The following is a 25,370-nucleotide window of genomic DNA, read 5'->3' on the forward strand; positions in this document are numbered from 1 at the left end:
TCATGACCGAGAGCCAGGGTGCATACACCCAGCCGCAGCCCAGCTACTCCGCTCCCGTGAACCCCGAGTGGCCGCCCCCGCCGCCGTACGAGCCCCCGACGGCGACGGGTGCGCTGCCGGCACCGGAGCCGAAGAGGAAGCGCAACCGGGGTCCGGTCGCCCTCCTCGCGGCCGTCGCGATCGTCGCGGCGGCGGTCGGCGGCGCCACGGCGTACGGCTTCCAGGAGCTGACCGGCAAGGGCACGGTCGCCTCCACCGGTACGACCACCAACGTGGTGCCCTCCAGCAAGAGGGGTGACGTCGCCGCGATCGCGTCCGCGGTCAGCCCGAGCGTGGTCGAGATAAACGCGACCCTCGGCAACGGCTCCTCCACCGGCTCCGGCGTGATCATCACGTCGAACGGCGAGATCGTCACCAACAACCACGTCGTCTCCGGGGCGCAGTCGATCAAGGTGCGTACCAGCGACGGCAAGAGCTACACCGGCGACGTCGTCGGCACCGACAGCTCCAAGGACCTCGCGCTGGTCAAGCTGCGCGGCGCCTCGGGTATGAAGCCCGCCTCCCTCGGCAACTCCTCCGCTGTCCAGGTCGGTGACACGGTCGTCGCCATCGGCTCCCCCGAGGGCCTGACCGGCACCGTCACCAGCGGTATCGTCTCCGCCCTCGACCGGGACGTGACCGTCTCCACCGACGAGAACCAGGGCCAGGGGCAGGGCGGCGACGGGCAGTGGCCGTTCCAGTTCGGCGGCCGGGAGTTCAACGGCGACACGGGTTCGTCCACGACGACGTACAAGGCGATCCAGACGGACGCGTCCCTCAACCCCGGCAACTCCGGCGGCGCCCTGATCGACGCGAGCGGCAACGTCATCGGCATCAACTCCGCGATGTACTCGTCGAGCCAGCAGTCCTCCTCGTCCTCGGACGCGGGCAGCATCGGCCTCGGCTTCGCGATCCCCGTCAACACCGTCAAGTCCGACCTGGCCAAGCTGCGGGCGGGCACCAAGAGCTAGCGCGTCAGCACTGCACCAGTCAGCAGGGAGTACGTCATGATCAGCAAGGTTTCGCACCAGATCGCCGACCGGGGTCCCGCCGACATCACGATGGCCCTCACGGTCTCCCGGACCCTGCACGCGCCCATCCCGGCGCCCCGCAAGCCGGAGCAGGCGCCGCGTGCGCCCGAGGTGGTCGTCACGCCGGTCCCGGAGCTGATGGGCCTGCGCACCGCCCCCGTCCGCACCCACCGCCGCAAGGTCCCGCTGAACCGCCTGACCGCCGTCCGAGCCTGACGCCCACTGGGCGAGACCGCGGAGTGAACCGGACACGCGCCGGGCCCGGCTTCGACCGGGCCCGGCGTCGGGTTGGTGCCGGCGTCGGGTGCGGACCGGCCCGGGTCGGAGCCGGCCTCGAATCGAGGTCGGCCCCGGCTTGGGACTGGCGCCGGCTTGGGGCTGGCGTCGGGTTGGCGTTGGCGTCGGGCCGGGGCCAGCCTCGGGCCGGGGCCGGTGCCTCGGATCGGCGTCGGCCTCGGCTTGGGACTGGCGCCGGCTTGGGGCTGGCGTCGGGTTGGGGCTGGCGTCGGGTTGGCGTTGGCGTCGGGCCGGGGCCAGCCTCGGGCCGGGATGGGCCTCGGATCGGGGCGAGCCTCGGATCGGGACCGGCCCCGGAACGGGATCGGCCCCGGCCCGGGACCAGCCTCGGATCGGGACCGGCCCCGGAACGGGATCGGCCCCGGAACGGGACCAGCCTCGGATCGGGACCGGCCCAGCCCCGCGCCGGGACCAGCCCCGGAACGGGACCAGCTCCGGGCCGGGATCGGCCCCGGATCGGGATCGGCCCCGCGCCGGGGTCGGCCCCGGATCGGGGCCGGCGTCGGACTGGGCGAGCCTGTGGTTCGGGCCCGGCCGCCGTCCGAGGCGACCGCCGTCGGGGGCAGCCCGCGGATGGGTTCCGACCACCGCGGGGGCAACCCCCGACCGGGCCCGATCCCCGGGGACGCCCCGCCGCACCGGCCACCGTCGAGCCCGGCCCCCGGACCGGACCCGGCACCGGCCTCCTCCCCGGCCAACCGCTGACCCTGCCCGACCCCCGGAGACGCCCCGCCGCACCGGCCACGATCGAGCCCGGCCCCCGGACCGGACCCGCCCGAAGGCCGGCACCGGACCTCCTCCCCGGCCGACCGCCGTCCGGGCCGACCCCGGGAGGTGTGCCGCCCGGCCCGCCGGTCGTGGCAGGCTGAGAGGCGGGCGGCAGACAGCCCAGAGAAACAACACCCGTCCACCCCCACCACCGCATCCCGAGGAACCGCGAGCCATGAGTCCCGCCGAAGGCGACCGTGAACCCCAGCGCATTCTGATCGTCGACGACGAGCCGGCCGTACGCGAGGCGCTCCAGCGCAGCCTCGCCTTCGACGGGTACGACACGGAGGTGGCCGTCGACGGCGCGGACGCGCTGGAGAAGGCGACCGCCTACAAGCCCGACCTGGTCGTCCTGGACATCCAGATGCCCCGCATGGACGGTCTGACGGCGGCCCGCCGCATCCGCGGGGCGGGCGACACCACCCCGATCCTCATGCTCACGGCCCGCGACACCGTCGGCGACCGGGTGACCGGCCTCGACGCCGGCGCCGACGACTACCTGGTCAAGCCCTTCGAGCTGGACGAACTGTTCGCCCGTATCCGCGCCCTGCTGCGCCGCAGCTCGTACGCGGTCGCGGTGTCCGCCCAGGCCCAGGAGGACGAGGCGCTGACCTTCGCCGACCTGCGCATGGACCTCGCGACCCGTGAGGTCACGCGCGGCGGCCGCCAGGTGGAGCTGACCCGCACGGAGTTCACCCTCCTGGAGATGTTCATGGCGCACCCGCGCCAGGTCCTCACCCGCGAGCAGATCCTGAAGGCGGTCTGGGGCTTCGACTTCGAGCCGTCCTCCAACTCCCTCGACGTCTACGTCATGTACCTGCGCCGCAAGACCGAGGCGGGCGGCGAGCCACGCCTCGTGCACACCGTGCGGGGCGTCGGGTACGTCCTGCGCCAGGGGGGCGCCGAGTGAGCAGGCTGGTACGGCGCTACCGGTCCCTGCCGATCAGGGCCCGGCTGGCGATGCTGGTCGCGGCGGCGGTGGCGTTCGCGGTGGCGGCAGTGTCGGTGACGTGCTGGTTCATCGTGCAGAAGAAACTGTACGACCTGGTCGACACCGACCTGCAGAAGGCGATCCAGCGGCCCCAGATGGCGGACGACGTCACCACGCTGCTGTCCTCCTGCCCCCAGGCCCCGTCGGAGTCGGCCTTCGGGTTCCGGTCGCGCGGCAACTACTACTTCGAGCTGGTCAAGGCGGACGGCACCGCCTGCATCTTCTCGAACTCCGCGGGCGCCGTGAAAACCGTCTCCAGCGACCGTGAGGTGGCGAAGGCGGCGGACACCCGCAAGGGCCTGCTTCGCAACGGGACGGACAGCAACGGAGACGCCGTTCGCGTGCTGACCTTGCCCATGGTGGTCAACGAGGGCATGGCGTCCCCACCCCAGCTGTACCCGAACACGGCCCTGCTGGTGGCCACACCGCTCAAAACCACCCAGGGCGCCCTCAACGACCTCGCTCTCGTCCTGCTCCTCGTCTCCGGCATAGGAGTACTCGGCGCAGGCGCCGCGGGACTCGCCGTCGCCCGGGCCGGCCTGCGTCCCGTCGACAAGCTCACCGAGGCCGTGGAGCACGTGGCCAGGACCGACGACCTGACCATCCGCATCCCGGTGGAGGACGACAACGAGGACGAGGTGGCGCGCCTGTCCCGCTCCTTCAACTCCATGACCGCCTCCCTGGCCAGCTCCCGCGACCTCCAGCAGCAGCTGATCGCCGACGCCGGCCACGAACTGCGCACCCCGCTGACCTCCCTGCGCACGAACATCGAGCTCCTCACCCGCAGCGAGGAGACGGGCCGTCCGCTCCCGCCGGAGGACCGCAAGGCACTGCTCGCCTCGGTGAAGGCGCAGATGACCGAACTCGCCGCACTGGTCGGCGACCTGCAGGAGCTGTCCCGCTCGGAGGGGCAGCGCGGCGAACGCGTCCAGGTGGTGTCGTTCCAGGACGCGGTCGAGGCGGCGCTGCGCCGCGCCCGCCTGCGCGGCCCGGAGCTGACGATCACATCGGACCTGGAGCCCTGGTACGTCCGGGCGGAGCCCTCCGCGCTGGAGCGGGCGGTCGTCAACGTCCTCGACAACGCGGTGAAGTTCAGCCCGGAGGGCGGCACGGTCGAGGTGCGGCTCACCGACGGCGTCCTGACCGTCCGCGACCATGGCTGCGGCGTCCCCGAGGACGAACTTCCGTACGTCTTCGACCGCTTCTGGCGCTCCCCCAGCGCCCGCGCCCTGCCCGGCTCGGGCCTCGGCCTGTCCATCGTGGCCCGCACGGTCCAGCAGGCGGGCGGCAAGGTCACCCTGGCCCGCGCGGAGGGCGGCGGCACGGTGGCGGCGGTATGGCTGCCGGGCGCCCCGACCCCGCCACCGGAGACACGGGAGACGACCGAGACCCTGGCCGGCTGAGCCGGGGTCTCGGGAGCGGGGCCGGCGGGCTCAGTCCCGCTTCGGCTTCGGCAGGGTGCGCAGGCGCTGGATCTGGGTGCGGCTCAGTTCGTTGGCGCGGCGCATGTGGTGGGTGATGGCCCGCAGTTCGTCCTCGGTGTGGTCGTCGAGCAGGGTCTGCCAGGTACGGCCGAGCTCGTCCCACACGGCCTCGACGCGTGCGACGCGCTTCGGTACCGGGGTGACCAGCACCTGGCGGCGGTCCCGCGCGTCCGGCGTACGGGCCACGTAGCCGCCGCGTTCGAGCCGGTCCACGAGCCGGGTGGCCGAGCCCGTGGTGAGGCCGGTCATGTCGGCGATCTGCCGGACCGTGAGCGGTTCGGGCTCGGCCGTCAGCAGGCTCAGGGCCTGCACATCGGTGGGGTGCAGGCCGAGGTGGTCGGCGACGGCCTGGTTGAACAGCACGTACGCCGCGTGGTAGCGGCGCGACTCCGCCGACAGCTCCTCGTACAGCCGGGCCCGGCGCGGATCTGTCCCGTCCGTCAGCTGACTCGCCTCCTCGAAATCACTGCGCGGCGCAGTGGAATTCGCGCTAGTCTCCTGCGTGGCGCAGCTAATGCGTCACGCAGTTATCTGCGCCGACCATCCTATCCACCGGGGGACACCCATGCTCACCGTCGCCGTCACCGGCGCCACCGGCGCCCAGGGCGGAGCCACCGCCCGCGCCCTCCTGGCCGCCGGCCACCATGTCCGCGCCCTGACCCGCGCCCCGGGTTCACCCGCCGCCACGGCCCTGCACGCCCTCGGCGCCGAGATCCGCCACGCCGACTTCGACGACCGCGCCTCCCTCGACGCGGCCCTCACCGGCGCCGACGCCCTCTTCGCGGTCACGACCCCCTTCGGCACCGACACCGACACCGAGGTACGACAGGGCAGAGCCCTCGTCGACGCCGCGGCGGCCGCCCGCCTCGCGCACGTCGTCCTCACCTCCGCCGCGCACGCCGACCGCGGCACGGGTGTGCCGCACTACGAGAGCAAGCACCAGGTCGAGCGGTACCTGTGCGCGTCCGGCCTGCCCTGGACGGTGATCGCGCCGGCCGCCTTCATGGACAACCACGCCGACGGCTGGACCCTCTCCGGACTGCGCGAGGGCGTCTTCGGCTGGCCCATGCCCGCCGACCGGCCCTTCGCCCTCGTCCCCGCCACCGACATCGGCGCGTTCGCCGCACTGGCCTTCACCCGCCGGACCGCCTTCGTGGGGCGCCGTATCGACATCGCCTCCGACACCTGCACCCCGGAGCAGATCGCGGCCGCCCTCACCACCGCCACCGGCCGCCCGATCGCCCACCACGAGGTCGCCCTCGACGTCGTCCGCACCCACTCCGCGGACCTGGCGGCGATGTTCGCCTACTTCACCAGCACGGGCCTCGACGTCGACACCCCGGCCCTGCGCCGCGCGTATCCCGAGGTCGGCTGGCAGACCTTCACCGACTGGGCGGCGGGGCAGGACTGGGAGACGCTGCTGGGCCGGTAGCGGCCCCCATGAACAGGGGGTCTAGCCTCTCCTCGGTCGCGCACCCTTTCGGTGTGCCGGGGAGGGGACCTCCATGGACGAGGGCGGATGGACACGGGAGTACCGAAGGTGGCGAAGACGGCCCCGGCAGGCCGCGCTGGTGCCGTTCCTCTTCCTGGGCAACGCCGTGCTGCAGATCATCCGCACCGGCCATCACGACGTACCGTTCTGATGGGTCCCCCTCGCGCTCGCCGCGCTCGTGGCGATCGGCGTGTGGGGCGCCCTGTCGGAGTGGCGGGCGCGCACCGTGGTGACGGCCCGGGGAATCACCCGGCAGGGACCCCTGCGGGCGCGCACCTGGGCCTGGTCCGCCGTGTACGACATCCGGGTCGAGCACACCGGCAGCGGGCGTCTGAACGCCCAGCCCCGGTGGCCGGCCTACCTGTACGACTCCGAAGGCCGCCGATTCCTGCTCCCGCAGATCAACGAGTGGCAGCTGGACGACCCCTACGCCGAGGTCGCGGCCCTGCGCGAGGCCGCCTGGCGGCTCGGGATGCCGTACGGGCAGCGGGCCGAGACCGAGGTGCGGATCCTGCGGCAGTCCGGGCGGCGCCGGGGATGGCAGTGGGCGAGCGTCGCGGCCGTGGTGGTGTTCGCCGTCATGATCGTGGTCGCGCTCGCGGAGGACATCGCCGGGAGGCCGGCCAACCTCTTCGTACTGCTCCTGGTCGTACCGCTGGCCGCCTTCGGCCTGCTCGGGCTGCTGCTCGGCCGGTACTGCGCCGCCCGCGCCCTGCGGCTGCCGCGCTAGGGCCTCACCAGCGCAGGACCAGCGTGTCGTCACCCCTCGGCGCCGGTGCCGTCGCCGCTTCCGGCAACGGTGACGCCGGCCTGGCGTACGCGCCGCCGCGCGCGAGGAGTTGCTCGTGCGTGCCCGTCTCGACGAGGCGTCCGTGGTCGATGACCAGGATGCGGTCGGCGTCGGCGGCGAGGGACAGGTCGTGGGTGATCATGATGGTCGTACGGCCCGGCATCAGGCGGCGCAGGGGCCGTACGACCTGACGGGCGGCGACCGCGTCCAGGCCGGCCGTCGGCTCGTCCAGGACGAGGACGGGGCCGCGCGCGGCATCGCGCGGGCGATGGCGATCCGCTGGAGCCGGCCGCCGGACAGGGCGGCGGTACCGGGGGCGATCAGGGTGTCGTAGCCGTCGGGGAGCGCGGTGACGAAGTCGTGGGCCGCCGCGTCCCGTGCCGCCTGCTCGATCTCGGAGTCGGTGGCGCCGGGGCGGCCGCAGGCGATGTTCTCGCGGACGGTCCCGTTGAGGATCAGGGCCTGCTGCGGCAGCAGGGCGACCTGCTCGCGCAGGAAGTGCAGGGGGAGGTCGGTGAGCGGTACGCCGTCCAGGGTGATCACGCCGCCCGCGGGGTCGTAGAACCGGCTGAGGAGCTTGGCCAGGGTGGACTTGCCGGCGCCGCTCGCGCCCGTGACCAGGACCAGCTCGCCCGGCTGCACGGTGAATCCGACGTTTCGGAGAGAGGCGTCCGGCGCGCCCGGGTAGCGGAAGGAGACGTCGTGGAAGCCGACCCAGCCGCGTACGGGCCACTGCGGGGCGGGTTCGGCGGGGTCGGTGACGGCGGGCTCGGCGTCCAGTATCCCACCGATGCGGCGGGCGCCGACGGTGGCCGCGGTGACCGTCAGGCTCAGGCGGCCGAGGCTGCGGACGGGCGGGTAGAGGTAGCCGAGGAAGGCGGCGAACGCGAGGAGCCGGCCGAGGGTCATACGGCCGGCGGAGATCTCCCAGACGCCCAGCCCGATCACCGCCGGCACGCACAGCGTCTCGACGACCTCGACGAACTGCTCGTACATCTCGCCCAGCCGCGCCCCGCGCACGCTCGCCCGCAGCCAGGCGCGGGCCTCGCGGTCGAGCCGCTTCTCCTCGTCCCGCTGCCGGTTGTGCGCCTGGGTGAGGACGACATTGCCGAGCGACTCCTCCACCACCGAGGTGAGCGCGCCGTCGGCGACCCGCCCGTCGCGGGAGGCCTGCTCGATACGGCCGGAGAAGCGGCGCGCGGCGAGCAGGAAGAGGGGCGCGAGAACGAAGGTGGCCAGCGCCAGGTCCCAGCGCAGCCAGAGGGCGGCGGTGGCGTAGAAGACGGCGGAGAAGGACGCCGACACGGCTCCCACGACACCGGAGACCACCAGCTGTTCGATGGACTCGACGTCTCCGGTGAGCCGTTCGACCAGGTCGCCCCGGCGGTGTTTCTGGAAGAAGTGCGGCGGCAGGTCCTGGACGTGCCGGAATACGGCAGCGCGCAGGCGCAGCACAAATCTCTCGGCGGTCCGGGCGGCCAGGGAATTACCCGCATAACCGACCAGCGCGGCGAGCACGGCCGCGCCGAGCCAGGCACCGGCCGGCCCCCAGAACGCGGACAGCGAACCGGCCCTCCCGGGCTTCCCCGAGCATCGACGACTCCTTTCCACAGCTGTGGACACACGCTCTCGTTGCAGGCCCGAGGCGGGGGCCGCCGGTTCGACCACGCGACAACCGGTGGCCCTCGCCTCACAACGGCCCGGCTCAGCCCTTGTCGCCGACCGGGCGGGACTTGGGCGCGTGCACCGCGTGCAGGTGGTGCTTCCTCGGCGCCGGCTTCTTCGGGTCCGGAGCGGGCTTGCGGTGCTTCTTGACGGGGGCGAGCCTGTGGAAAGACATAGCGATACTCCGTTTCCTGTGATTTCCGTCAGTGAATTCCGACATGGAAAACACTACGGCATTCGAAGACCGGGAAAAGCCGATTCCGATGAGACCTCAATTAAAGAGCCCTCTGAGTAATTCACAGGTATTTTCGGGAACCACGGCGCCATTCACATAGGTTTTACCGGGTGGCTGCCGTACCCTCTACGCATGAGCAGCGACGACACCGTACGAGCCTTCCCCGCCCGCTCCATCGAGACCCACTCCGCGCTCACCCCGGACCAGGCCGAGGGCGTCAGGGCCCTGCTCGCCGAGGCCGCCGCGGTCGACGGACAGCAGCCGGTGTCGGAGCAGGGCCGGCTGCAACTGCGCGGCGGGGCCCGCGAGGGTGTCTCGCATCTGCTGCTGGCCGTCGACGGCGACCTCGTCGGCTATGCCCAGCTGGAGGACACCGACCCGGTGGAGGCGCCGGCCGCCGAACTCGTCGTACGCCCCGTGGACCGCGGGCACGGGCACGGCCGGGCGCTCGGCGCGGCGCTGCTCGCCGCCTCCGGCAAGCGGCTTCGGGTGTGGGCGCACGGCGGCCATCCCGCCGCCCGGCATCTCGCCCAGGTGCTCGGCCTGACCCTGTTCCGCGAACTGCGGCAGATGCGGCGGTCGTTGACCGATCTGACACTGCCCGACCCGGTGCTGCCGGAGGGTGTGAGCGTGCGCACCTTCGTGCCCGGCAAGGACGACGCCGCCTGGCTCGCGGTCAACGCGGCCGCCTTCGCCCACCACCCCGAGCAGGGCTCGCTGACCCAGCGGGACCTCGACGACCGCAAGGCCGAGCCGTGGTTCGACCCGGCCGGGTTCTTCCTCGCCGAGCGGCGCGGTGAGGTGATCGGCTTCCACTGGACCAAGGTGCACGCCGAGGAGGCCCTCGGCGAGGTCTACGTCCTCGGGGTCCGCCCCGGTGAACAGGGCGGCGGCCTCGGCAAGGCCCTCACCACCATCGGCCTGCGCCACCTGGCCGGCCAGCAGCTGCCGACCGCGATGCTCTACGTCGACGCCGACAATCAGGCGGCGGTGTCGGTGTACGAGCGGCTGGGGTTCACGACGTACGAGACGGACCTGATGTACCGGACGGAGACCTGAGCCCCGGAGCACCGAGCACGGGCCGCGGATCGGCCGGCGCACCGTCGGCTCGCACAGCGCCCGGCGGGCCGGCAGCAGGGGGCGAGGACGGCTGCGGCGGGCGCGGTGTCGGCCCGCACCGCAGCACCACACGGACCGCCCGCCGGTGTGCCGGGGCGGGGTCATCGGTCATCCGGGACGAAGGGGGGCCCGGGGCGGTGAGCAGGGCGGTCGGCAGCAGGAGGCAGTCGTAGCGTCGGCGGCGTGGTGATCGGGCCGGAACCGCCGCCGTGCGGCCGCGTGGACCCGACGGGCGGCTGCGGGCGTGTCGTGGTTGGTCATGCCCGTGCACCCGGAGCCGCGCATCGACGTATCGAAGACAGCCCCGCGCCTCTTCGGGGCGCCGCAGCCGCCCCACCGCACGCGCACCGCCCGCCTCGCTTTCGCAACCCGGACCCCCGGGAGCCGCCCCCCGATATCCCGCACGTCATGTCTCCGTAACCATCGATTCAGCCAGACTTGCGACGCTCGGCCAATGAAGCCCGCCGTGCCAGAGCCTTCGCCGCCCCCCGAGGGGCCCGCGGGAAACGGGGCCATGATGCTCCCGCCCGCACGTTCCGACGCGCCTGTCATGCCCGTAGCGCGGAAGAATGGGTTCATGAGTCAGCAAGACACCCAGGCAGAGGTCCAGCACATCCAGCCCGACGTGGGCTCCATAGCCGCGCACCGCTCGCGCACCGTCGCGGGCTCGGTCTCCGATCTGGAGCCGGACCTCGACGCCGATCTCGACGCGTACGACGAGTCGAAGGCCGAGGGTACGCCACTGCCCCAGGGCCGTTTCCTCGACCGTGAGCGCAGCTGGCTCGCCTTCAACGAACGCGTCCTGGAGCTGGCCGAGGACCCGAACACGCCGCTGCTGGAGCGTGCGAACTTCCTCGCGATCTTCGCCAGCAACCTGGACGAGTTCTTCATGGTTCGGGTGGCCGGCCTGAAGCGCCGTATCGCCACCGGCGTGGCCACGCGCTCCGCCTCGGGGCTGCAGCCGCGCGAGGTCCTGGAGATGATCTGGGCCCGCTCGCGCGAGCTCATGGCCCGGCACGCCGCCTGCTACCAGGAGGACGTCGCCCCCGCACTCGCGGAGGAGGGCATCCACCTGGTCCGCTGGAGCGAGCTGACCGACAAGGAGCAGGCCAGCCTGTTCACGCTCTTCCGGCACCGGATCTTCCCCGTGCTCACCCCGCTGGCGGTCGACCCCGCGCACCCCTTCCCGTACATCTCCGGCCTGTCCCTGAACCTGGCCGTGATCGTGCGGAACCCGGTCAGCGGCCACAAGCACTTCGCGCGCGTGAAGGTGCCGCCGCTGCTGTCCCGCTTCCTGGAGAGCAGCCCCGGCCGGTACGTCCCCGTCGAGGACGTCATCGCCGCGCACCTGGAGGAGCTGTTCCCGGGCATGGAGGTGCTGGAGTCCCACGCCTTCCGCCTCACCCGCAACGAGGACCTGGAAGTGGAGGAGGACGACGCCGAGAACCTTCTCCAGGCGCTGGAGAAGGAACTCATGCGGCGCCGCTTCGGCCCGCCCGTGCGCCTGGAGGTCGAGGAGTCCATCGACCGCGAGGTGCTGGACCTGCTGGTGCGCGAGCTGAAGATCAGCGAGGCGGAGGTCTATCCGCTGCCGGGCCCTCTGGACCTCACCGGCCTCTTCCGCATCCACAGCCTCGACCGCCCCGAGCTGAAGTACCCGAAGTTCGTCGCCGGCACCCACCGCGACCTCGCCGAGGTCGAGTCGGCGTCCGCGCCGGACATCTTCGCGGCCCTGCGCACCCGGGACGTGCTGCTGCACCACCCGTACGACAGCTTCTCCACGTCCGTGCAGGCCTTCCTGGAGCAGGCGGCGGCCGACCCGGACGTCCTCGCGATCAAGCAGACCCTGTACCGCACCTCCGGCGACTCCCCGATAGTCGACGCGCTCATCGACGCCGCCGAGTCCGGCAAGCAGGTCCTCGTCCTGGTCGAGATCAAGGCCCGCTTCGACGAGCACGCCAACATCAAGTGGGCGCGCAAGCTGGAGGAGGCGGGCTGCCATGTCGTCTACGGCCTGGTCGGCCTGAAGACGCACTGCAAGCTGTCCCTGGTGGTCCGCCAGGAGGGCGAGACCCTGCGCCGCTACAGCCACGTCGGCACGGGCAACTACCACCCGAAGACGGCTCGCCTGTACGAGGACCTGGGCCTGCTCACCGCCGACCAGCAGGTCGGCGCGGACCTCTCCGACCTCTTCAACCGCCTGTCGGGCTACTCCCGCCGGGAGACCTACCGCCGCCTGCTGGTGGCCCCCAAGTCGCTGCGCGACGGGCTGATCTCGCGGATAGACAAGGAGGTCCAGCACCACCGCGCGGGCCGTCAGGCCTTCATCCGGTTCAAGGTCAACTCGATGGTCGACGAGGCGGTCATCGACGCCCTCTACCGCGCGTCCGAGGCCGGCGTCCCGGTGGACATCTGGGTGCGCGGCATCTGCGCGATCCGGCCCGGCGTCACCGGCCTGTCCGAGAACATCCGGGTCCGCTCGATACTCGGCCGCTTCCTGGAGCACTCCCGCGTGTTCGCCTTCGGCAACGGTGGCGAGCCCGAGGTGTGGATCGGCAGCGCCGACATGATGCACCGCAACCTCGACCGCCGGATAGAGGCGCTGGTGCGGGTCGTCGACCCCGCCCACCGGGCAGCCCTCAACCGGCTGCTCGACACCGGCATGTCCGATTCGACCTCCTCCTGGCACCTCGGTCCGGACGGCGAGTGGACGCGACACGCGACCGACGCGGACGGCCAACCCCTGCGCAACGTCCAGGAGATGCTCATAGACGCCCGGAGGCGCCGGCGTGGCACAGCAACACCTTGACCCGACGGACCCCACGGCCGAGGTGGTGACCGGGGACGCCCTCGCGGCGTATCTGCGCGCCCAGGCCACGGAGTTCCTCCGCGCCCTGCGCCTGCACCGTGAGACCGGCGGTGCGAACGGGGCGGGCCCCGCGCGAGCACAGGCCAGCGTGACGGACAACGGCGCGGAGAAGTCCGTCGACGCGGCGCGCGCGCTGCGCCGCTCGGCCCGCCGCATCAGCGGCAGCCTGCACACCTTCCGCCCGCTGCTCGACGCCGACTGGTCCGAGGAGATGCGCCCCGAACTGGCCTGGCTGTCCGGCACGCTGGGCCTGGAGCACGCGTACGAGGCCCGGTTGGAGCGGCTGCTGCTGGCGCTGCACCGGCTGTCGGGCGCGACGGCTTTCCCGGGCCAGGTGGTTTCCGTCGAGATGGCCGCAACGGCGCCCGCCCCCACCAGTGGCGCGGCGACCGCCGCACCGGAGCGCGGCAACCTCACGGTGGGCGCGGCAAAAGCGGGCGCGCTGCTCGAACGCCAGCTGACCCTGGCCCGGACGAGGGCTCACTCGACGGCGCTGCAGGCCCTCGGCTCGTCCCGGTTTCACGCCGTGGCCGACAAGGTCGCCGTACTCGCCAGCGAGGTCCCCCTGACGCCCGCCGCGCCCACCACCGACCTGCGCCCCCTGGCAGCCGCTGCGGAGGAACGGCTGACAGACGCCATCGCCGGGCTCCCGCTGGTCGTCGCGGGCCACCCGTACAACGCGGAGGCCCTGGTGCACGGGCTCTCCCCGGACCCGTCCCCGCACCCCCAGGACGGCCCCTGGCACCAGGTACGGCTGCTGCTGCGCCTGCACCGGTACGCCCAGGAGGCGCTGCACGAGGGTGGGGGCACCTCCCAGCCCGAGGGAAGCCGAGAGCCCGGGGGAGCACCGGTGGACGTACGCCTGCTGGCGGCCGGTCAGGCCCTGGACCGGCACCGGGACGCGTCGGAGGCGGCAGCGGCGGCGGCCCAGGCCGCCCGTACGCCCCGGATCGCCCCGGCGACGGCGTACGCGCTCGGCGTGCTCCACGCCGACCAGCGGCATGAGGTGGAGGCCGCCAGGTTCGCCTTCCAGCAGGCCTGGCAGAGGCGGACCGTCAGCGCACCCTGAGTTCTCCGAAGGAGGCGGTGTGAGCGACACCCTGGTGCGGGCGGCCGGCTGCGTGCTGTGGCGCCGCTCGCCGGTCTCCGGGGACCTGGAGATCTGTCTGGTCCACCGGCCGAAGTACGACGACTGGTCGCACCCGAAGGGCAAGCTCAAGCGCGGCGAGGACGCGCTCGCGGGCGCCCTTCGGGAGGTCGCGGAGGAGACCGGGTACCGCGCTGTGCCCGGCGAGGAGCTGCCGACCCTGCGGTATCTCGCGAACGGCCGCCCGAAGCAGGTGCGTTACTGGGCGGCCGAGGCGGTCTCGGGCCGCTTCGTCCCGAACGCCGAGGTGGACCGCATCCTGTGGCTCTCGCCCGCCGCGGCGCGCAGCCGCCTCACCCAGCCCCGCGACCGCGAACTCGTCGACGCCCTTCACAGACCCGCGGCGTGAGCCTCCGCGTCCGTACGGGCCTGGCTGCGGGCCCGGCGGGCCGGACCGCGCCAGCCGCAGGTACAGCGGGCCACGCAGAAACGGCCCTGTTCCGTCGTCGAGGTGAGGTGCTCCGGTCCCTGCCGGACGCGATCCGGCCCCTGCTGCTGCGCCACCCTGACAACGTTACCGACATAGCGGTTAAAGGGTTCGTATGGCTTTCCCCGCCCCCGGCGGCGCGTGACGGCGCCCCCTACCCGTCGTTAACCGGACGACAGGGGGCCCGTGACGGACGTACCGGCTTGGGGGTAGGCAGGCGATGGAACGGCGGCAGCACAGGAACGCGGGCAGGACGGTCGTCGCGGTCGGCATCATGCTCGGCCTCGGGGCGGGTGCCACGGGCTGTTCCGGCAGCGGGGCCGCCGCCGAGGACGTCAAGGGCGGGGGCGACCCGGTCGCGATCCTGCAGCGGGCCGCCGACACCCTGCTCAGCGCGGGCAGTTCGAAAGCCACCACCTCCATGGAGATGGCCACCGGCGGCACCCGGGTCACCATCCGCGGCCAGGGCGTCTACGACTACCGGCACCGGCTCGGCCGGCTCACCGTCGTCCTGCCCGAGGACCCGGCGGGCACCTCCGAGCACAAGCCGATCACCGAACTCCTCGCGCCCGGCGCCCTGTTCATGAAGAACCGGGGCGCGGGCGTGCCCGCCGACAAGTGGGTCCGGGTGGACACCGCGACGCTGTCCGACGGCAACCTGGTCACCGGCGGCGCGACCGACCCGTACGCGGCGGCCGAGGTGCTGCGCGGGACGCGGACGGCGACGTACGTCGGCAGGACCGAGGTCGGCGGCACCGCCGTACGCCACTTCCGGGGCACGGCCGACCTGGGCAGCGCGGCCCGCCGGGCCTCCGCCGAGAACCGGGAACCACTGGCCGCGGCGGCGCAAGGGTTCGCCACGGTCGAAGTGCCGTTCGACGCCTATCTCGACGACCAGGGCCGCATCCGCAAGCTCCGGCAGCGCTTCAGCTTCGTCAACGGCAAGCAGAAGACCCCCGTGGCGGTCGCCTCGACGACCCTGCTCTACGACTTCGGCGCCCCCGCCGCCGTACGGCTGCCGCGCTCGGCGGACATCTACGCGGGCCGTATCGCCGAGGACGGCAACTAGTCCCTGGCGCCACCCCGTAAGTAGCCCGTCCGTGCCATGCGCGGTGTGTAGAGCCCTGCCTACTCTAGGAAGTCGGTGACGGCAGAGAAGAGGTGAGGCGGGTGGCTCCGGTCGGCGGTACGGCGGTGCAGGACCACGTGGCCCTCGCCGAGATCGAACTGTGCGGAGAGCTGATCATCGCGGCCTCCGCGGCCGAGGACCGGCTGAGCCTGGAGAGCATCGACGAGGTGCTGCGGGTGTCCGAGGAACGGGACGGCCAGGAGCGCGGGCGTCTGGCGGCGGGCGCCCGGGGCGCGGGCGCCTAGGAGCGCAGGAGGCGGCCGATCGCCTTCGTCGCCTCGTCCACCTTGGTGTCGATCTCGTCGCCGCCCTTGAGGGCCGCGTCGGCCACGCAGTGCCGCAGGTGCTCCTCCAGCAGCTGCAGAGCGAAGGACTGCAGCGCCTTGGTGGAGGCGGAGACCTGGGTCAGTATGTCGATGCAGTACGTGTCCTCGTCGACCATCCGCTGCAGGCCGCGGATCTGCCCCTCGATCCGGCGCAGCCGCTTGAGGTGCTCGTCCTTCTGCTTGTGGTAGCCGTGCGTGGCGTGCGGAGTGTGCGCCGTCTCACCCGCGGCCCCACCCGGGATCTCGGAGGGAGCCGTGGCGCCGGCCTCGGTCGTCGTCATCGCGGGCCTCCATCTCGGGACGAGTTGCGGGACAAGCTGCGGACACAATCGGGGATACATACCCCTGGTGGGTATATGGTAACCAATTTCGCGGGGTAGAGAGCCCTTGGTACGCCCCCGTGCTGATCACGCTGCCCGATGGGCGACACTGGGATGCGGCCCATTAGCCGTGGCCGGATGATGCGCCTAGCATCAGCCTGACCGAAACCGAAGCACCCCGAGGACCCCACGTGCGCTTTCGTCTGACCCCCAGGGAGACGAGCTTCTACGACATGTTCGCCGCCTCCGCGGACAACATCGTCACCGGCTCGAAACTCCTGATGGAACTGCTCGGGGCGGACGGACCTGCCCGAGCCGAGATCGCAGAGCGTATGCGGGCCGCGGAACACGCGGGTGACGACGCCACGCACGCGATCTTCCACCAGCTGAACTCCTCGTTCATCACGCCGTTCGACCGCGAGGACATCTACTCCCTCGCCGGGTCCCTCGACGACATCATGGACTTCATGGAGGAGGCCGTCGACCTGGTCGTCCTCTACAACGTCGAGGAACTGCCGAAGGGCGTCGAGCAGCAGATCGAGGTCCTGGCCCGGGCGGCCGAGCTGACGGCCGAGGCGATGCCCCACCTGCGCACGATGGACAACCTGACCGAGTACTGGATCGAGGTGAACCGCCTGGAGAACCAGGCGGACCAGATCCACCGCAAGCTGCTCGCCCACCTCTTCAACGGCAAGTACGACGCGATCGAGGTGCTCAAGCTCAAGCAGATCGTGGACGTCCTGGAAGAGGCGGCGGACGCGTTCGAGCACGTGGCGAACACGGTGGAGACCATCGCCGTCAAGGAGTCCTGAGGCGTCGATGGACACCTTCGCCCTGATCGTGACCATCCTGGTCGCGCTCTTCTTCACGTACACCAACGGTTTCCACGACTCGGCGAACGCGATCGCGACGTCGGTGTCGACGCGGGCGCTGACCCCGCGGGCGGCCCTCGCCATGGCGGCGGTCATGAACCTGGCCGGTGCCTTCCTGGGCTCGGGGGTCGCCAAGACGGTCAGTGAGGGCCTGATCGAGACGCCCTCGGGCTCGACGGGCATGGGCATCCTCTTCGCGGCCCTCCTGGGCGCGATCGTCTGGAACCTGACGACCTGGTACTACGGCCTCCCCTCCTCCTCCTCCCACGCCCTGTTCGGCGGCCTCGTCGGCGCGGCCCTGGCGGGCGGTACGGCGGTGCACTGGAACGGCGTGCTGGACAAGATCATCATCCCGATGTTCCTGTCCCCGGTCGTCGGTCTGATCGTCGGCTACCTGGTCATGCTCGCGATCATGTGGCTGTTCCGCCGGGCGAACCCGCACAAGGCCAAGCGCGGCTTCCGTATCGCGCAGACGGTCTCGGCGGCCGGCATGGCGCTCGGCCACGGCCTCCAGGACGCCCAGAAGACCATGGGTGTCGTGGTCATGGCCCTGGTGATTTCCGGCCACGAGACCTTCGGCGACCCGATCCCGGTCTGGGTGAAGATCGTCTCGGCGGTGATGCTGTCCCTGGGCACCTACGCGGGCGGCTGGCGCATCATGCGCACGCTCGGCCGCAAGATCATCGAGCTGGACCCCCCGCAGGGCTTCGCCGCGGAGGCGACCGGCGCGTCGATCATGTTCGGTACGGCGTTCCTCTTCAAGGCGCCGATCTCCACGACCCACGTCATCACCTCGGCCATCATGGGCGTGGGCGCGACCAAGCGTCTCAACGCCGTCCGCTGGGGCGTGGCCAAGAACATCGTCCTGGGCTGGTTCATCACGATGCCGGCCGCAGCGCTGGTCGCCGCGCTGGCCTACGGCCTGGAGAAGCTGACGGTGCTGTAGCCCGTCTCCCACGTCTCCCGACCCGCAACCTTCCTCCGTCTTGCCCCGCAGGGTACGGACACGTACCCATGCCCGTGGCGTGCGGAGGAGTCCGATGACGGCCGACGCCAACGTCCCCATCCCCGAGGAGGCCCGGGACCGGCTCGCCGAGACCCTGCTCGCCCCGGCCGAGCAGGCCGAGCAGGCCCGCGCCGCGCTGAAGGAGTGGACCGGCTACGCGCCCGGTCCCGCGGAGGAACAGGACCGCAGACCGCGGAGCATCTCACCGCACAACACGTGGGCCGCGGCGCACTGTCCGTACGCCGCTCAGCCCCCCCCGGACCGTCCCGACGGAGCTCATCGCCACCACCGCCCCGGACGCGTGGATCGGCGAGCCGGTCCGCGTGCTCGACCTCAATCCGTAACCGCCCCGACGGCCGTCCCGCGGCCCGAGGCGAACGCAATGGGCCCGCCCCCGGGAGCCAGGGGCGGGCCCTCTTGCGTCCTCGCGGTGGCACCGCCATGCAGCACCGCGAGGGGTTCTATGACACCCGGCCTCGGCTCAGCCGAAGCGGCCGGAGATGTAGTCCTCGGTCGCCTGGACGGACGGGTTGGAGAAGATGCGCTCGGTGTCGTCGATCTCGATCAGACGGCCGGGCTGGCCCACCGCCGCGAGGTTGAAGAACGCCGTACGGTCCGAGACACGCGCCGCCTGCTGCATGTTGTGCGTCACGATGACGATCGTGAAGCGCTCCTTCAGCTCGCCGATCAGGTCCTCGATCGCCAGCGTGGAGATGGGGTCGAGGGCCGAGCAGGGCTCGTCCATCAGCAGGACCTTGGGCTCCACCGCGATCGCCCGCGCGATGCACAGGCGCTGCTGCTGGCCACCCGACAGGCCGGAGCCCGGCTTGTTCAGGCGGTCCTTGACCTCGTTCCAGAGGTTCGCGCCCTTCAGGGACTTCTCGACGACGTCGTTCAGTTCCGACTTCCGGTACTTGCCGTTGAGGCGCAGACCCGCCGCCACGTTGTCGTAGATCGACATCGTGGGGAAGGGGTTCGGGCGCTGGAAGACCATGCCCACCTCGCGGCGGACGGACACCGGGTCGATCCCGGCGCCGTACAGGTCCTCGTCGTCCAGCAGCACCTTGCCCTCCACACGGCCACCGGGGGTGACCTCGTGCATCCGGTTCAGCGTGCGCAGGAACGTCGACTTGCCGCAGCCGGAGGGGCCGATGAACGCCGTCACCGAACGCGGCTCGACGGTCATCGAGATGTCTTCGATCGCCTTGTGGGAGCCGTAGTAGGCGGTGAGTCCGCTTACGTCGATTCGCTTGGCCATGTCGTCTACTTCACTTCCAGAAATTCAAGCTCGGTCGCTGTGTGGCCGCCGTCAGCGACCGGTCTTCGGGGCCTTCCAGCGGGCGATGCCGCGGGCCACCAGGTTGAGGATCATCACGAAGGCGATCAGCGTGAGCGAGGCCGCCCATGCCCTGTCGTACGCCGCTCCGGAACCCGCGCTGTTCGCGAACTGCTGATAGATGTACAGCGGCAGCGACGACTGCGCACCCTCGAAGGGGTTGTTGTTGATGAACGGGTTGCCGAAGACCAGCAGCAGCACCGGCGCGGTCTCACCGGCGATACGGGCGATCGCCAGCATGACGCCGGTGGTGATGCCGCCGATGGAGGTCGGCAGGACCACCTTCAGTATGGTGCGCCACTTCGGCACGCCGAGCGCCAGGGACGCCTCACGCAGCTCGTTCGGGACGAGCTTGAGCATCTCCTCGGTGGATCGCACGACCACCGGCATCATCAGGATGGCCAGGGCCAGCGAACCGGCGAAGCCGAACGGCTGCATCTTGAAGATGAGCATCAGCGACAGGATGAACAGACCCGCGACGATCGACGGGATACCGGTCATCACGTCGACGAAGAAGGTGACGGCCTTGGCGAGCCTGCCGCGGCCGTACTCCACCAGGTAGATCGCGGTGAGCACGCCGATCGGGGCGCCGATCAGAGTGGCGAGGCCGACCTGCTCCAGGCTGCCGATGATGGCGTGGTAGATGCCGCCACCGGGATCGGTGTCGGCGACGACACCCATGGAGTGGGTGAGGAAGTAGACGTTCAGGACCTTCACGCCGCGCGCGACGGTCACCCAGATCAGGGAGACCAGCGGGATCACGGCGAGCAGGAAGGCGACCCAGACGAGGCTGGTCGCGACCCGGTCCCTGGCCTGGCGGCGGCCCTCGACGCGCGCGGCGATCACGTACGTACCGAGGACGAACAGGACCGCGGCGATCAGGCCCCACTGGACATTGCTGTGCAGGCCGGCGGCCAGGGAGATGCCGATGCCCAGGACGAGGGAGCCGGCGGCGATCGCCCACGGCGACCACTTCGGCAGGCTGGCACCGCGCAGGGTGCTCGGGCGCTTGTCGGTCAGGCTTGCGGTGCTCATGCGTTGGCCCCCGAGTACTCCGCACGGCGGGCGATGATCAGCCGGGCCGCGCCGTTGACCAGCAGGGTGATGACGAAGAGGACGAGACCGGAGGCGATGAGCGCGTCCCGGCCGAACTCCGTCGCCTCACTGAACTTGCTGGCGATGTTCTGGGCGAAGGTGCCGCCGCCCGGGTTGAGCAGGCTGGCGTGGACGATGAAGTCGGGGGAGAGCACGGTGGCCACGGCCATCGTCTCGCCGAGCGCGCGGCCGAGGCCGAGCATCGACGCGGAGATCACACCGGAGCGGCCGAACGGCAGCACGGACATGCGGATGACCTCCCAGCGCGTGGCGCCGAGGGCCAGGGCGGCCTCCTCGTGCATGCGCGGGACCTGGCGGAAGACCTCGCGGCTCACGTTGGTGATGATCGGCAGGATCATGATCGCGAGCAGGAGGCCGACGGTGAGCATCGAGCGCGGGGCGCCCTTGTCCCAGGAGAAGATCCCGGTCCAGCCGAAGAAGTCGTTGAGCCAGCCGTAGAGGCCGTTCATGTGCGGCACGAGGACCAGGGCGCCCCACAGGCCGTAGACGATGGACGGCACGGCGGCGAGCAGGTCGATCACGTACGCGACCGGGCTGGACAGGCGGCGCGGTGCGTAGTGCGTGATGAACAGCGCGATGGAGACCGCGACCGGGACGGCGATGACCATGGCGATGACCGAGGAGACGATCGTGCCGAAGGCCAGCACCGCGATGCCGAAGGTCGGCGGGATGAGGTTGGTGTTCCACTCGGAGGTGGTCAGGAAGTTGCCGTGGTCCTTGCTGATCGCGAGGGAGGCACGGTAGGTGAGGAAGACCGCGATCGCGGCCATGATCACCAGGAGCAGGATGCCGGACCCCCGGGTCAGGCCGAGGAAGATGCGGTCACCGGGGCGGGTCGCGCCGCGGGCGTTGCGCTTCTGCTCGGACAGCGAGGGCGTGGGGGGAGGTGCGTCGGTTGTCTTGGTCGATATGTCCATCGGGTTCTCCGGTCTGCGGAGCCGGCCGCGTGTGCGGGGCGGTGGCTCGTGGCGGCGGTGCACCGGACGGTGCGGCCCGGGCCCTGTCGGGCACGGGCCGCACTTTCGGATCAGGTCAGCTCAGGCCCTCGATGGTGGTGCGGACCTTGCTGATGATCTCGTCGGGGACGGGCGCGTAGTCGATCGTGGAGAGGATCTTCTGGCCGTCCTCGCTGGCGATGTAGCGCAGGAACGCCTTGGTGGCGGGCAGGGTGTCCGCCTTGTTGCCCTTGTCGCAGACGATCTCGTACGTCACCAGGGTGATCGGGTAGGCACCCTCGGCCTTGGTGGCGTAGTCCAGCTTCAGCGACAGGTCCTTGCCGGTGCCGATGACCTTGGCGGCCGCGATGTCGGCGGTGGCGGAGTCGGTGCTGGGCGCGACCGGCTTGCTGGCACCGGTGTCGATGGAGACGGCCTTCATGCCGTCCTTGACGTAGGACAGCTCGAAGTAGCCGATGGCGCCGGAGGTCTGCTTGACCTGCTGGGCCACACCCGCGGACTGCGGAGCGGACTGGCCGCCCTTGGCCTGCCAGGCCTTGCCGCCGGAGTACTTCCAGTTGTCCGGGGTGGTGGCGATCAGGTACTTGGTGAAGTTGTCCGTCGTGCCGGACTCGTCCGAGCGGTGGAACGCCTGGATCTTGAGGTCGGGAAGCTTCGCCGACGGGTTCAGCTTCTTGATCGCCGGGTCGTTCCAGTTGGTGATCTTGCTGTCGAAGATCTTGGCGGTCGTCGGAGCGTCCAGGACCAGGTTGTCGACACCCGGGACGTTGTAGCCGAGGGCGATCGGGCCGCCGACCATCGGCAGGTCGATGCCCTGACCGCCGTTGCAGACCTTCTTGGAGGCGGTGACCTCGTCGGGCTTCAGCGCGGAGTCGGAACCGGCGAAGGCGAGCTGGCCCTGGGTGAACGAGGTGACACCGGCGCCCGAGCCGCCGCCCTTGTAGTTGATCTGCACGCCGCAGGCCTGGGAGAAGTTCTTGACCCACGCGTCGATCGCGTTCTTCTGCGCGGAGGAGCCGTCTGCGAGCAGCTGACCCTTGGCGTTGTCACACTTGATCGAGGAGGCGTTGGTGGAGCCGGACGGGCTGCCCGACGCCTTCGAACCGCCACCGTTGTCGTCGGAGCCGCACGCCGTCAGGGCCAGGGCGCCGGTCACGGCGATCGCACCGAGCGACAGGGCGCGCAGCCGGTTCTTGCGCTGAAGCATCACTTTCGGGAGTTCCTTCCAGGAGCCGCCGCTTGCCGGCGGCGTGCGAGGTATGGAGGTAGCGCGGGCGCAAATGGCCGCGCTCCGCACCGTGCACGGCCGAAATTAGGCAGAACAGGTGAAGCCGCCGATGGCCGGAAGTGAACGGGGGGTGAACCCCTGCCGTCGGCCCGGTTAGGTCACGGAATGCTCACGGGGAGGGCACGTGGAGGTTCCGGCGATCGGGTCACACGCACACGTCTTCGACGTTCGTTTTCCTGTGTGAGGACTGTTGCGGATCCCTGTGCGCGAACTGTTACGAACCAACGTGCCCATGCGGTCGTCTCACCCCACGAAGGGCCAAGGGGGCCCGCGGAAAGGCGACACAGGACGATGGGCATGGAACGGCGTACGTTCATCGCGGGCGGCACGGCCGTGCTGGCCGCGACCGCACTGACCGGCTGCAGCTCGGGCGCGGGCAGGTCCACCGCCTCGGCGAGCACGGGCTCATCCTCGCTCACGTCCCTCAAGACCACCAGCGCGAACGCCGCCGCCAACTGGACGGCCCTCGCCCATGACCTGGACGGCACCCTGGTCCGGCCCGGCGACGCGACCTGGAACACGGCCCACCAGCTCTACAACACCCGCTTCGACGGCCTGAAGCCCGCCGCGGTCGCGTACGTCGCCCACGCCGGCGACATCCGTACGACCCTCACCTACGCCCAGGCCCACGGCGTCCGGGTGTCCATACGCAACGGCGGCCACTCCTACGCGGGCTACTCCTCCGGCGACAACCGCCTCATCCTCGACGTGTCCCGGCTGAACCGCATACGGGTCTCCGGCGGGACGGCGGTGGTCGGCGCCGGCTCCAAGCTGATCGACGTCTACCGGGCGCTCGCCGCGAAGGGCGTGACCATACCCGCGGGCTCCTGCCCCACCGTCGGCGTCTCCGGCCTGGTGCTCGGCGGCGGCCACGGCGTCGTCTCCCGCGCCTACGGCCTGACCTGCGACAGCCTCACCCAGGCGACGCTGATCACCGCCGACGGCACCCAGGTGACGGCCGACTCACGGAATCACTCCGACCTCTTCTGGGCGCTGCGCGGCGCCGGCAACGGCAACTTCGGCGTCGTCACCGAGCTGCAGTTCAAGACCCACCCCGCCCCGCAGGCGGTGACGGCGTACATGACTTGGCCCTGGGCCAAGGCCGCGGCCGTGCTGAAGGCCTGGCAGGAGTGGGGCCCGAGCCAGCCCGACGAGATCTGGTCCGCCCTGCACCTGGAGTGCTCACCGGGCCGCACCCCCACCATCTCCGTGTCGTGCTTCTCCCTCGGCACCTACGGCGAACTCCAGAACGCCGTGGACCGCCTGGCCCACGCGGCCGGCGCGAACGCCTCCTCCGTCAGCCTGCGCCGCCGGGGCTACGAGGAGGCGATGGAGATCTACGCCAACTGCTCCTCCTTCTCCACGGACGCCCAGTGCCACCTGCCCGGCTCCACCCCCGGCCGCTCCCCGCAGGGCCGCCTGGGCCGGGAGACGTACGCGGCCCGCTCCGACTTCTTCGACCGCTCGCTCTCGGCGGCGGGCATCCAGACGGTGCTGCGGCAGATCGCCTCGGTCCGGGGCGGCGCGGGCAGCATCGCGTTCACCGCCCTCGGCGGCGCGGTCAACCGCGTCTCCCCCACCGCGACGGCCTTCGTCCACCGCCGCTCCCGGATGCTGGCCCAGTACATAGCCTCCTGGGGCGCGGGGGCCTCCGGCGGTACGGCCCAGTCCTGGCTCACGTCGGCCCACCAGGCGATGGCCCCCTACGCCTCCGGGGCGGCGTACCAGAACTACACCGACCCGACGCTGCGGGACTGGAAGAAGGCGTACTACGGAGACGCGGTGACGCGGCTGGGGAAGGTGAAGAAGCAGTACGACCCGCAGAGGTTCTTCTCTTACGCGCAGGGGTTGTGAGACGGGGCTCCCTTCGGGGCGCCCCACTGCCGTCGGCTACGCCGCGAGGTCCCGTTCCTCCGACTCCACCGCCGTACGGGCGGCCGGCAGCAGCGCCCCCTCGCGCGCCCCGCTCGCCGCACGCCCGCGTACGACCCACCCCGCCCGGGGCGACCGCTCCACGGCTCGCATCAGCGGGGTGAGCAGCGCCATGGCCGGCGGGGAGAGCAGCAGCACGACCGCCGTACCCAGCGCGAAGCCCCCGACGACGTCCGTCGGGTAGTGCACGCCCATGTAGACCCGGCAGAACCCCTCCAGCAGCGCGATCCCGAGGCCCGCGATCCCGAAGCGGCGGTTGGCGACGAAGAGCCCGACGCCCAGCGCCATGGTGATCGTCGCGTGGTCGCTGACGAAGGAGAAGTCGGTCTTGCCGGAGAAGAGGACGTCCAGCCCCTGGTGATCGACGAAGGGGCGGGGGCGTTCCACGAAGCCCCGGATCGGAACGTTGACCAGCACCGCGATGCCGGCCGCGAGCGGCGCCCACACCAGCGCGGCGACGGAGGACGCGGCATCCTCGCCGCCCCGGCGCCGCACGGACAGCCAGCACCACAGCACGAGCAGCACCATGGCGACCAGCAGCCCGTACTCACCGACGAACTCCATGACCCGGTCGAACCAGTGGGGCGCGTCCTTGGCCAGGCCATTGATGTCGTAGAGCAGCTCGACGTCGGGGTTCGATCCGGATTCGGCGAGTACAGCCATGGTGCTGCGGCCCCTTCGTCGTCTACCGGACGCACCTCGTGTGCGTCGCTCCTACCCCCGTGGTTCGTAGAT

At 71.3% G+C, this 25,370-nt stretch carries 25 protein-coding genes and 1 pseudogene; 16 read left to right on the forward strand and 10 right to left on the reverse strand.

What is annotated here, in order from left to right:
• Positions 1 to 2: 2 nt before the first annotated feature.
• The 4 genes from SRB17_RS31220 to SRB17_RS31235 all read left to right on the forward strand — a co-directional run bounded on the left by SRB17_RS31220 (position 3) and on the right by SRB17_RS31235 (position 4,529).
• Positions 3 to 1,010: a S1C family serine protease gene (locus SRB17_RS31220; protein WP_153543448.1), complete on the forward strand. Its 1,008-nt coding sequence runs from the start codon at positions 3 to 5 to the stop codon at positions 1,008 to 1,010.
• Between the two features lie 36 nt (positions 1,011 to 1,046).
• Positions 1,047 to 1,286: a hypothetical protein gene (locus tag SRB17_RS31225; protein WP_153543449.1), complete on the forward strand. Its 240-nt coding sequence runs from the start codon at positions 1,047 to 1,049 to the stop codon at positions 1,284 to 1,286.
• Between the two features lie 1,024 nt (positions 1,287 to 2,310).
• Positions 2,311 to 3,045 carry a response regulator transcription factor gene (locus SRB17_RS31230; RefSeq protein ID WP_153543450.1) on the forward strand — a complete coding sequence of 245 codons (735 nt, stop codon included), beginning with the start codon at positions 2,311 to 2,313 and terminating at the stop codon, positions 3,043 to 3,045.
• Positions 3,042 to 4,529, forward strand: coding sequence for a HAMP domain-containing sensor histidine kinase (locus SRB17_RS31235; protein WP_323376491.1), 1,488 nt, complete (start codon positions 3,042 to 3,044; stop codon positions 4,527 to 4,529). The genes SRB17_RS31230 and SRB17_RS31235 overlap by 4 nt, the downstream gene beginning before the upstream one ends.
• Before the next feature lie 30 nt (positions 4,530 to 4,559).
• On the opposite strand, the gene SRB17_RS31240 is transcribed toward SRB17_RS31235, so the two are convergent.
• Complete coding sequence (locus tag SRB17_RS31240; protein ID WP_153543451.1) at positions 4,560 to 5,054, reverse strand: MarR family winged helix-turn-helix transcriptional regulator; 495 nt, start codon at positions 5,052 to 5,054, stop codon at positions 4,560 to 4,562.
• A 121-nt stretch (positions 5,055 to 5,175) separates the two neighbouring features.
• Between SRB17_RS31240 and SRB17_RS31245 the strand changes: the two genes are divergently transcribed.
• The 3 genes from SRB17_RS31245 (at position 5,176) to SRB17_RS31255 (ending at position 6,832) form a co-directional block, all read left to right on the forward strand.
• Positions 5,176 to 6,042, forward strand: a complete 867-nt coding sequence (locus SRB17_RS31245) for an NmrA/HSCARG family protein (RefSeq protein WP_153543452.1) — start codon at positions 5,176 to 5,178, stop codon at positions 6,040 to 6,042.
• A gap of 73 nt (positions 6,043 to 6,115) precedes the next feature.
• Complete coding sequence (locus tag SRB17_RS31250; RefSeq protein ID WP_153543453.1) at positions 6,116 to 6,253, forward strand: hypothetical protein; 138 nt, start codon at positions 6,116 to 6,118, stop codon at positions 6,251 to 6,253.
• 27 nt (positions 6,254 to 6,280) lie between these two features.
• Positions 6,281 to 6,832, forward strand: coding sequence for a PH domain-containing protein (locus SRB17_RS31255; RefSeq protein WP_153543454.1), 552 nt, complete (start codon positions 6,281 to 6,283; stop codon positions 6,830 to 6,832).
• Positions 6,833 to 6,836: 4 nt separating this feature from the next.
• On the opposite strand, the pseudogene SRB17_RS31260 reads toward SRB17_RS31255, so the two are convergent.
• Together SRB17_RS31260 and SRB17_RS47685 are read right to left on the reverse strand one after the other, a co-directional pair.
• Positions 6,837 to 8,560 (reverse strand): annotated as a pseudogene (locus tag SRB17_RS31260) (ABC transporter ATP-binding protein).
• Between the two features lie 37 nt (positions 8,561 to 8,597).
• Entirely contained in the window at positions 8,598 to 8,732 is a 135-nt protein-coding gene (locus SRB17_RS47685; protein ID WP_267133463.1) for a hypothetical protein, read from the reverse strand.
• Between the two features lie 192 nt (positions 8,733 to 8,924).
• Here SRB17_RS47685 and mshD point away from each other — a divergent pair, with 192 nt between their 5' ends.
• From mshD to SRB17_RS31280, 4 genes are all read left to right on the forward strand, one after another.
• Positions 8,925 to 9,851: a mycothiol synthase gene (gene mshD / locus SRB17_RS31265; protein ID WP_153543455.1), complete on the forward strand. Its 927-nt coding sequence runs from the start codon at positions 8,925 to 8,927 to the stop codon at positions 9,849 to 9,851.
• A gap of 514 nt (positions 9,852 to 10,365) precedes the next feature.
• Positions 10,366 to 12,720: an RNA degradosome polyphosphate kinase gene (locus tag SRB17_RS31270; protein ID WP_194294190.1), complete on the forward strand. Its 2,355-nt coding sequence runs from the start codon at positions 10,366 to 10,368 to the stop codon at positions 12,718 to 12,720.
• Complete coding sequence (locus SRB17_RS31275; RefSeq protein ID WP_323376492.1) at positions 12,701 to 13,849, forward strand: CHAD domain-containing protein; 1,149 nt, start codon at positions 12,701 to 12,703, stop codon at positions 13,847 to 13,849. The genes SRB17_RS31270 and SRB17_RS31275 overlap by 20 nt, the downstream gene beginning before the upstream one ends.
• A 19-nt stretch (positions 13,850 to 13,868) precedes the next feature.
• The gene (locus SRB17_RS31280; RefSeq protein ID WP_323376493.1) at positions 13,869 to 14,276 is read left to right on the forward strand and encodes an NUDIX hydrolase; all 408 of its coding nucleotides are present in this window, start codon (positions 13,869 to 13,871) and stop codon (positions 14,274 to 14,276) included.
• Here SRB17_RS31280 and SRB17_RS31285 read toward each other — a convergent pair.
• Positions 14,258 to 14,431, reverse strand: coding sequence for a hypothetical protein (locus tag SRB17_RS31285; protein ID WP_153543457.1), 174 nt, complete (start codon positions 14,429 to 14,431; stop codon positions 14,258 to 14,260). The genes SRB17_RS31280 and SRB17_RS31285 overlap by 19 nt on opposite strands.
• 143 nt (positions 14,432 to 14,574) lie before the next feature.
• Here SRB17_RS31285 and SRB17_RS31290 point away from each other — a divergent pair, with 143 nt between their 5' ends.
• Positions 14,575 to 15,423: a hypothetical protein gene (locus tag SRB17_RS31290; RefSeq protein WP_153543458.1), complete on the forward strand. Its 849-nt coding sequence runs from the start codon at positions 14,575 to 14,577 to the stop codon at positions 15,421 to 15,423.
• Positions 15,424 to 15,515: 92 nt separating this feature from the next.
• Positions 15,516 to 15,728, forward strand: coding sequence for a hypothetical protein (locus tag SRB17_RS31295; RefSeq protein ID WP_323376494.1), 213 nt, complete (start codon positions 15,516 to 15,518; stop codon positions 15,726 to 15,728).
• Here the strand turns inward: SRB17_RS31295 and SRB17_RS31300 are convergent.
• Entirely contained in the window at positions 15,725 to 16,090 is a 366-nt protein-coding gene (locus SRB17_RS31300; RefSeq protein WP_153543459.1) for a metal-sensitive transcriptional regulator, read from the reverse strand. The two genes, SRB17_RS31295 and SRB17_RS31300, sit on opposite strands and share 4 nt — an antisense overlap.
• A 230-nt stretch (positions 16,091 to 16,320) precedes the next feature.
• On the opposite strand from SRB17_RS31300, the gene SRB17_RS31305 reads away from it, so the two are divergent.
• Together SRB17_RS31305 and SRB17_RS31310 are read left to right on the forward strand one after the other, a co-directional pair.
• Positions 16,321 to 16,941, forward strand: coding sequence for a DUF47 domain-containing protein (locus tag SRB17_RS31305; RefSeq protein WP_323376495.1), 621 nt, complete (start codon positions 16,321 to 16,323; stop codon positions 16,939 to 16,941).
• Between the two features lie 7 nt (positions 16,942 to 16,948).
• A complete protein-coding gene (locus SRB17_RS31310; RefSeq protein WP_153543460.1) occupies positions 16,949 to 17,947 on the forward strand; it encodes an inorganic phosphate transporter in 999 nt (332 codons plus the stop codon).
• 541 nt (positions 17,948 to 18,488) lie between these two features.
• Here the strand turns inward: SRB17_RS31310 and pstB are convergent.
• The 4 genes from pstB to pstS form a co-directional block, all read right to left on the reverse strand.
• Complete coding sequence (gene pstB, locus SRB17_RS31315) at positions 18,489 to 19,265, reverse strand: phosphate ABC transporter ATP-binding protein PstB (RefSeq protein WP_153543461.1); 777 nt, start codon at positions 19,263 to 19,265, stop codon at positions 18,489 to 18,491.
• Between the two features lie 51 nt (positions 19,266 to 19,316).
• Positions 19,317 to 20,378 (reverse strand): phosphate ABC transporter permease PstA, encoded by a 1,062-nt coding sequence (pstA, locus tag SRB17_RS31320; protein WP_153543462.1) that lies wholly within the window; start codon positions 20,376 to 20,378, stop codon positions 19,317 to 19,319.
• Positions 20,375 to 21,376: a phosphate ABC transporter permease subunit PstC gene (gene pstC / locus SRB17_RS31325; RefSeq protein ID WP_153543463.1), complete on the reverse strand. Its 1,002-nt coding sequence runs from the start codon at positions 21,374 to 21,376 to the stop codon at positions 20,375 to 20,377. Before pstC ends, pstA begins: the two co-directional genes overlap by 4 nt.
• Before the next feature lie 115 nt (positions 21,377 to 21,491).
• Positions 21,492 to 22,625: a phosphate ABC transporter substrate-binding protein PstS gene (pstS, locus tag SRB17_RS31330; RefSeq protein WP_323376496.1), complete on the reverse strand. Its 1,134-nt coding sequence runs from the start codon at positions 22,623 to 22,625 to the stop codon at positions 21,492 to 21,494.
• Between the two features lie 375 nt (positions 22,626 to 23,000).
• Here pstS and SRB17_RS31335 point away from each other — a divergent pair, with 375 nt between their 5' ends.
• Positions 23,001 to 24,557 (forward strand): FAD-binding oxidoreductase, encoded by a 1,557-nt coding sequence (locus SRB17_RS31335; protein ID WP_153543465.1) that lies wholly within the window; start codon positions 23,001 to 23,003, stop codon positions 24,555 to 24,557.
• 36 nt (positions 24,558 to 24,593) lie between these two features.
• Here the strand turns inward: SRB17_RS31335 and SRB17_RS31340 are convergent, their stop codons facing one another.
• The gene (locus tag SRB17_RS31340; RefSeq protein ID WP_153543466.1) at positions 24,594 to 25,298 is read right to left on the reverse strand and encodes a phosphatase PAP2 family protein; all 705 of its coding nucleotides are present in this window, start codon (positions 25,296 to 25,298) and stop codon (positions 24,594 to 24,596) included.
• Between the last annotated feature and the right edge of the window lie 72 nt (positions 25,299 to 25,370).

The sequence above is a fragment of the Streptomyces sp. RB17 genome (genome assembly GCF_009604455.1).
In the GTDB taxonomy this organism is placed as follows: Bacteria; Actinomycetota; Actinomycetes; order Streptomycetales; family Streptomycetaceae; genus Streptomyces.

What these genes read in the sequence shown, in the direction of transcription:
- pstA (WP_153543462.1), bottom strand. Translation starts at nt 20,378, where the DNA reads ATGAGCACCGCAAGCCTGACCGACAAGCGCCCGAGCACCCTGCGCGGT.
- SRB17_RS31290 (WP_153543458.1), top strand. Translation starts at nt 14,575, where the DNA reads ATGGAACGGCGGCAGCACAGGAACGCGGGCAGGACGGTCGTCGCGGTC.
- SRB17_RS31270 (WP_194294190.1), top strand. Translation starts at nt 10,366, where the DNA reads ATGAAGCCCGCCGTGCCAGAGCCTTCGCCGCCCCCCGAGGGGCCCGCG.
- SRB17_RS31220 (WP_153543448.1), top strand. Translation starts at nt 3, where the DNA reads ATGACCGAGAGCCAGGGTGCATACACCCAGCCGCAGCCCAGCTACTCC.
- SRB17_RS31300 (WP_153543459.1), bottom strand. Translation starts at nt 16,090, where the DNA reads ATGACGACGACCGAGGCCGGCGCCACGGCTCCCTCCGAGATCCCGGGT.
- SRB17_RS31245 (WP_153543452.1), top strand. Translation starts at nt 5,176, where the DNA reads ATGCTCACCGTCGCCGTCACCGGCGCCACCGGCGCCCAGGGCGGAGCC.
- mshD (WP_153543455.1), top strand. Translation starts at nt 8,925, where the DNA reads ATGAGCAGCGACGACACCGTACGAGCCTTCCCCGCCCGCTCCATCGAG.
- SRB17_RS31310 (WP_153543460.1), top strand. Translation starts at nt 16,949, where the DNA reads ATGGACACCTTCGCCCTGATCGTGACCATCCTGGTCGCGCTCTTCTTC.
- SRB17_RS31335 (WP_153543465.1), top strand. Translation starts at nt 23,001, where the DNA reads ATGGAACGGCGTACGTTCATCGCGGGCGGCACGGCCGTGCTGGCCGCG.
- SRB17_RS31230 (WP_153543450.1), top strand. Translation starts at nt 2,311, where the DNA reads ATGAGTCCCGCCGAAGGCGACCGTGAACCCCAGCGCATTCTGATCGTC.
- pstB (WP_153543461.1), bottom strand. Translation starts at nt 19,265, where the DNA reads ATGGCCAAGCGAATCGACGTAAGCGGACTCACCGCCTACTACGGCTCC.
- SRB17_RS31340 (WP_153543466.1), bottom strand. Translation starts at nt 25,298, where the DNA reads ATGGCTGTACTCGCCGAATCCGGATCGAACCCCGACGTCGAGCTGCTC.
- SRB17_RS31225 (WP_153543449.1), top strand. Translation starts at nt 1,047, where the DNA reads ATGATCAGCAAGGTTTCGCACCAGATCGCCGACCGGGGTCCCGCCGAC.
- SRB17_RS47685 (WP_267133463.1), bottom strand. Translation starts at nt 8,732, where the DNA reads ATGTCTTTCCACAGGCTCGCCCCCGTCAAGAAGCACCGCAAGCCCGCT.
- SRB17_RS31250 (WP_153543453.1), top strand. Translation starts at nt 6,116, where the DNA reads ATGGACGAGGGCGGATGGACACGGGAGTACCGAAGGTGGCGAAGACGG.
- pstC (WP_153543463.1), bottom strand. Translation starts at nt 21,376, where the DNA reads ATGGACATATCGACCAAGACAACCGACGCACCTCCCCCCACGCCCTCG.